Raw genomic sequence first — 4611 nt, forward strand, 5'->3', positions numbered from 1 at the left:
ACACCAACACCACATTGATGTCACGCAAAGCGACGAAACGTTACCGGGAAAGGCTCAGTCGGCGCGGAAGATCCCGAGTGTAGCGGAAGCTCAAACCACCAGGGGCGCTTTATCACGAACTGACGGGTAACCCGATGGTGGGCCGATATGGCCGTATCTATGGTTTTTTCCGTTTCGGCTGGACCCCGCTGTGGGTAAGCGTGGGCTCGGCCGCCACTTTCGTCGCGCCCCGACCTGCGCGTCATCGTCGGCCACCCGATAACGTACCGCCGTGCCTCTTCCATATCCCACCGCCGTTGCCGATCATCCAGAACATTACACCATCACAATCCGTGCACTTCGGTCTGTCGACCGTTATGCCTCATTCCGACATATTCCTCTTCCTGGTCGCTCTAGTGGTTCTGGCCGTTCTTGTCGTCGTCCTGGCCGGTCTGCTCGTCGCGCGTTCGCTGCGGACCGGCCTGGACCGTCGGCGGGTGACCACGACCCTCCCGGCCCGCGGCGAACTCCCGGCCGCTTTACCGTCGCTCGGTCCGGCGCCCGCCGCGAAAAACATCGGATTCGGGGCAGCGGGGATTTCCGGCCGGCGGTGCGCTACCGGGCAACCCGTCAACGGTCATACAGGTGACCATTCCCGCGCCTGCGCGACCAGTCCGGACCAGTCCGCTCCCTTGTCTCTGGCCCGCTTCGCGAGCGAGAGAATTCCGTTGGACAGCCAGCTGCTCGGCCGGACCGCTGAGGCGGCCAGCGCCCTGGTGGCCAGAATCTCCGCCTCCTCCAGATCGTGCGCCCGCATCGCCGCCGACGCCTGGTAGAGTCGCACGGCGGCGAGCGCGCCGGACGCCCGGGAACGGTCGAACAGGTCGGCGGCCTCGCCCAGCCGATGTTGGCCCTCGGCCAACGCCCCCGCGGCGACGAGCGCCGCGCCCCCGAATGTCGGCAGGTAGCCCGGATGAATGCCATCGAGGCTGTATCCTAACGACCCCTGGGGCAGCTTCGCGGCGATCGAGTCCGCTGAGCGCAGCACGGCCACGATGCTCTCCGTCGGCATGTTGCGGGCGGCCATGATGTGCGCCTCGGTGGTGAGCGCGAGGATCGCGGTGTGCGCGTGCGGCGCTGTGGCCAGGGCGGTTCGGGCGAGCTGAAGCCCGTCGGAGGTGCTGTCGAAGGAGTAGGTCGCGAGTTCGGCCAGCACGACTCCGGCGTGGGCGGCGGCGGTGGCATCCCCGACCTGCTTGGCCAGGACCAGCGCTGCCTGCGCCGCGATCGTCGCCCGGGCCGGCTGCCCGCTGTCGCCCTGGGCCACCGAGGTCATCAGGAGAATTCGGCCGTGCGTGCGAAGCCAGTCCTGGCGCAGGCCCGCGCCCAGCCGCCAGCGCCCGATGGTGTGGGCGTGGCGCTCGAGGGCTCCGAGCCGTTCGACGAGCTCGGCCGGCGGGGTCGTCTCCCAGCGGCAGGCGAGGGTTCCCAGCGTGGACTCGACCCGCTCCAGGGCCACCCGGCTATCCATTGCAGAGGAACTCATGTCGGCTGTCCCGACGCAGAGGAGGGCACCGATGAGCGCACCCGAGGTGATGAGCGCCCGGCGGTCCGTGGAGGCGTCCATGCGGCACTCCTGACGGTCACGACCTGGCGGAACCGGCACGTGTACGGCATACCTGCACGTGCAGCCATGATGTTCTCCGCTCACGGATCTCAACTCAGTAAGGCAACGATAACCGCTTAAGCATCGCTATGTCGGCTCGGCGCTCACTTCGGGACTTTGGCCGGCCTTTTCCCCCGCTGTGGTGGCGTTGTACGTCGGTTTTGGTACACCATGCCCGCGGTAGATCTAAGCTGCACCGGGTGAAAGCCCGTCCAGTGCGCGCTGCAGATCGGCCGCGAGGTCGTCGGCCGATTCGATGCCGACCGAGAGCCGCACGAGCTCCGCCGGGACGGCGAGCGGCGAGTCCGCGACCGAGGCGTGGGTCATACTCGCCGGATGCTCGATCAGGGATTCCACCCCACCGAGTGACTCGGCGAGGGTGAACAGCCTGGTCCGCGCGCACAGCTCGATCGCGGCCCGCGGTCCGTCCCGCAGCGTGAACGAGACCATCCCGCCGAAGTCACGCATCTGTTTGGCGGCGATCCCGTATCCGGCATGGCTGGGCAGGCCAGGGTAGTACACCGTGGCGACCGCCGGATGCGCCGCCAGCAGGGTGGCGATAAGGCGGGCATTGGCGCAGTGCCGATCCATCCGCACCGAGAGTGTCTTGATACCGCGCAGCACGAGCCAGCAGTCGAACGGCCCGGGGACGGCGCCGGCCGCGTTCTGGAGGAACCGTAGCCGGGTGCCGAGCTCCGGATCGCTCACCACGACGGCGCCACCCACGACGTCGCTGTGACCGCCGAGGTATTTCGTGGTGGAGTGCACCACGGCGTCGGCGCCGAGGGTCAGTGGTTGCTGCAGGTAGGGCGAGGCGAACGTGTTGTCCACGGCGAGCAGCGCGCCGGCGTCGTGGGCGACCGACGCGAGCGCGGCGATGTCGGCGACCGACAGCAGCGGGTTCGTCGGCGTCTCACACCACACCAGCCGTGTCACGCCCGGACGGACCGCGGCCCAGGTCGCGTCCAGATCGGTGAGGTCGACGCTGGTGTGCTCCACCCCCCACTCGGCGAGGACGCGGGCGATGAGCCGGTAGGTTCCGCCGTAGGCGTCGGCCGGGATGATCACATGGTCGCCGGGGCGGCATACCGCCCGCAGCAGCGTGTCCGTCGCCGCCATGCCGGCGGAGAAGGCCAGGCCGACCTGGCCGCGTTCCAGTGCGGCGAGGCAGGTCTCCAGGGCCGCCCGGGTCGGGTTGCCGGAGCGGGCGTACTCAAATCCGCCGCGCAGGCCGCCCACGCCGTCCTGGGCGAAGGTTGAGGACAGGTGGATGGGGGCAACCACCGCCCCGGTGCCCGGATCGGGCTCCTGACCGGCATGGATCGCGATCGTCTCGAACCCGTCGGCGAACTCCTCGGCGAACTCCTCGGCGAACTCCTTGGCATGCATGACGCCACGCTACGGCGCCACGGCCAGGAAACTGAGCAGGTCGGCGCGGGTCAGAATGCCGACCGGGTTGCCCTCGTCATGCACCAGCACGGCCGGCTCGTCGCCCAGGACGGCGACGATCCGCGACAGCGGCTCGCCGCTGCCCACCATCGGCAGCGGCGGGGAAAGGTGATCGGTCACGGGGGAGTCGATGGCGGACCGGTCGGCAAAGACCGCGGCGAGCAGCTGGCGTTCGATCACCGAGCCCGCCACCTCGGCCGCGCGCAGCGGCGGCTCGTGGCGCACGACCGGCATCTGCGAGACGTTGTACTCCCGCAGGTAGGAGATTGCCGTGCCGACCGTCTCGGCCGGATGGACGTGCACGAGGTCGGGGGGGCCGCTGGTCTGCTCGCCTTTGTACCGAAGGGCGTCGGCGACGGTCGGGCCGCTCGACGGCGGCTCCAGGAAGCCGTACTCGTACATCCACTCGTCATTGAAGATCTTCGACAGGTAGCCGCGGCCCGAGTCGGGCAGCAGGACCACGACGACGTCGTCGGGACCGAGACCACCGGCGACGCGCAGCGCCGCCACCACGGCCAACCCGCAGGACCCGCCGACCAGCAGCCCGCACCGGCGGGCGAGCTCCCGGGTCATCAGGAACGACTCCCGGTCGCTGACCGCCTCCACCCGGTCGACGACCGTCTTGTCGTAGGTCGTCGGCCAGATGTCCTCGCCAACCCCCTCGACGAGGTAGGGCCGCCCGCTGCCGCCGGAGTAGACCGATCCCTCCGGATCCGCGCCGATGATCTGTACGGCCCCGCCGGACACCTCCTTGAGGTAGCGCCCCACGCCGCTGATCGTGCCCCCCGTGCCGATCCCGGCGATGAAGTGCGTGATGCGGCCGTCGGTCGCCCGCCAGATCTCCGGCCCGGTGGTGGCCTGGTGCGCGGCCGGGTTGTGGGGGTTGGAGTACTGGTCCGGACTCCAACCGCCCGGGGTTTCCCGGACCAGCCGGCGGGCCACCTCGTAGTAGGAGCGAGGATCGTCGGGGGACACCGCTGTCGGGCAGACGACAACCTCGGCTCCGTACGCGCGCAGGACCGCCCGCTTCTCCTCGCTGATCTTGTCCGGCATGGTGAACACGCAGCGGTACCCCTGCCGAGCCGCCACCAGCGCCAGGCCGACCCCGGTGTTGCCGCTGGTCGGCTCGATGATGGTGCCGCCCGGCCGCAGCTGCCCCGCCTCCTCGGCGGTGGCGACCATCGCCAGCGCCACCCGGTCCTTGACCGAGCCGCCCGGATTCAGATACTCGAGCTTGCCCAGCACCGGCGCCGGGGTTTGCGCGATCCCCGGCGTCAGCCTGACCAGGGGTGTGTCACCGACGAGGTCGACGACGTGGTCGAACACCTGCATACCGGTCATCCACCTATCGCTGTGGTCGGGAACGCGGGCCAGTCGTGCGACGTCCGGACTACTGTCGTCGACGGTAGCGAGTCGAGCCCGCCGCCGCCCGCTCCCCGCCGAATTCGCCGACTGCTGACGGTGAACTCCTGCCTTGGGGGGTAAAGGCAGGGCCGCGCGAAGGTCACTTTCCGTGC

At 69.5% G+C, this 4611-nt stretch carries 3 protein-coding genes; all 3 read right to left on the reverse strand.

Annotated elements, in window-relative coordinates:
- Positions 1–616: 616 nt before the first annotated feature.
- The gene (locus tag G6R25_RS21845; protein WP_163554398.1) at positions 617–1606 is read right to left on the reverse strand and encodes a hypothetical protein; all 990 of its coding nucleotides are present in this window, start codon (positions 1604–1606) and stop codon (positions 617–619) included.
- 225 nt (positions 1607–1831) lie between these two features.
- Positions 1832–3034: a cystathionine gamma-synthase gene (locus G6R25_RS21850; RefSeq protein WP_163554399.1), complete on the reverse strand. Its 1203-nt coding sequence runs from the start codon at positions 3032–3034 to the stop codon at positions 1832–1834.
- Positions 3035–3043: 9 nt separating this feature from the next.
- A complete protein-coding gene (locus tag G6R25_RS21855; RefSeq protein WP_163554400.1) occupies positions 3044–4426 on the reverse strand; it encodes a cystathionine beta-synthase in 1383 nt (460 codons plus the stop codon).
- Positions 4427–4611 lie beyond the last annotated feature (185 nt).

It is taken from the genome of Candidatus Frankia alpina (assembly GCF_902806485.1).
In the GTDB taxonomy this organism is placed as follows: Bacteria; Actinomycetota; Actinomycetes; order Frankiales; family Frankiaceae; genus Frankia; species Frankia alpina.

What these genes read in the sequence shown, in the direction of transcription:
- G6R25_RS21855 (WP_163554400.1), bottom strand. Translation starts at nt 4,426, where the DNA reads ATGCAGGTGTTCGACCACGTCGTCGACCTCGTCGGTGACACACCCCTG.
- G6R25_RS21850 (WP_163554399.1), bottom strand. Translation starts at nt 3,034, where the DNA reads ATGCATGCCAAGGAGTTCGCCGAGGAGTTCGCCGAGGAGTTCGCCGAC.
- G6R25_RS21845 (WP_163554398.1), bottom strand. Translation starts at nt 1,606, where the DNA reads ATGGACGCCTCCACGGACCGCCGGGCGCTCATCACCTCGGGTGCGCTC.